Source organism: Neobacillus drentensis, assembly GCF_036962765.1.
Taxonomy (GTDB): Bacteria; Bacillota; Bacilli; order Bacillales; family Cytobacillaceae; genus Neobacillus; species Neobacillus drentensis_C.
On the sequence record NZ_JBALOS010000334.1, the window covers coordinates 12,594 to 12,908 of the forward strand.

Consider the following 315-nt stretch of genomic DNA (forward strand, 5'->3'; position numbering starts at 1 on the left):
AAGGACTTTTGCCATCATAGTTGTGTGTTTCTGCAGATACCTTGGTGTTAGAGAAACTAAAGGTACCAAAAAGGACTAAAAAAGCAATGAGAGTCAATGAAATACTTGTCACTATTCTTTTCAATGCTTTCACCTAGTAACACCTCTTTCAAAAAATTTAATCCTCTGTAATATTACATTATTTGGAATTTACTGTTAAGGGGATTTTAGCCCAAATTATAATTCGAACCCAGTCACTAAAGAACCACTTATATGAGAATTAGCCTTCAATAAAATTCCACATTTCCTGTTAATTTTGTTTCATGGTTGTCAATG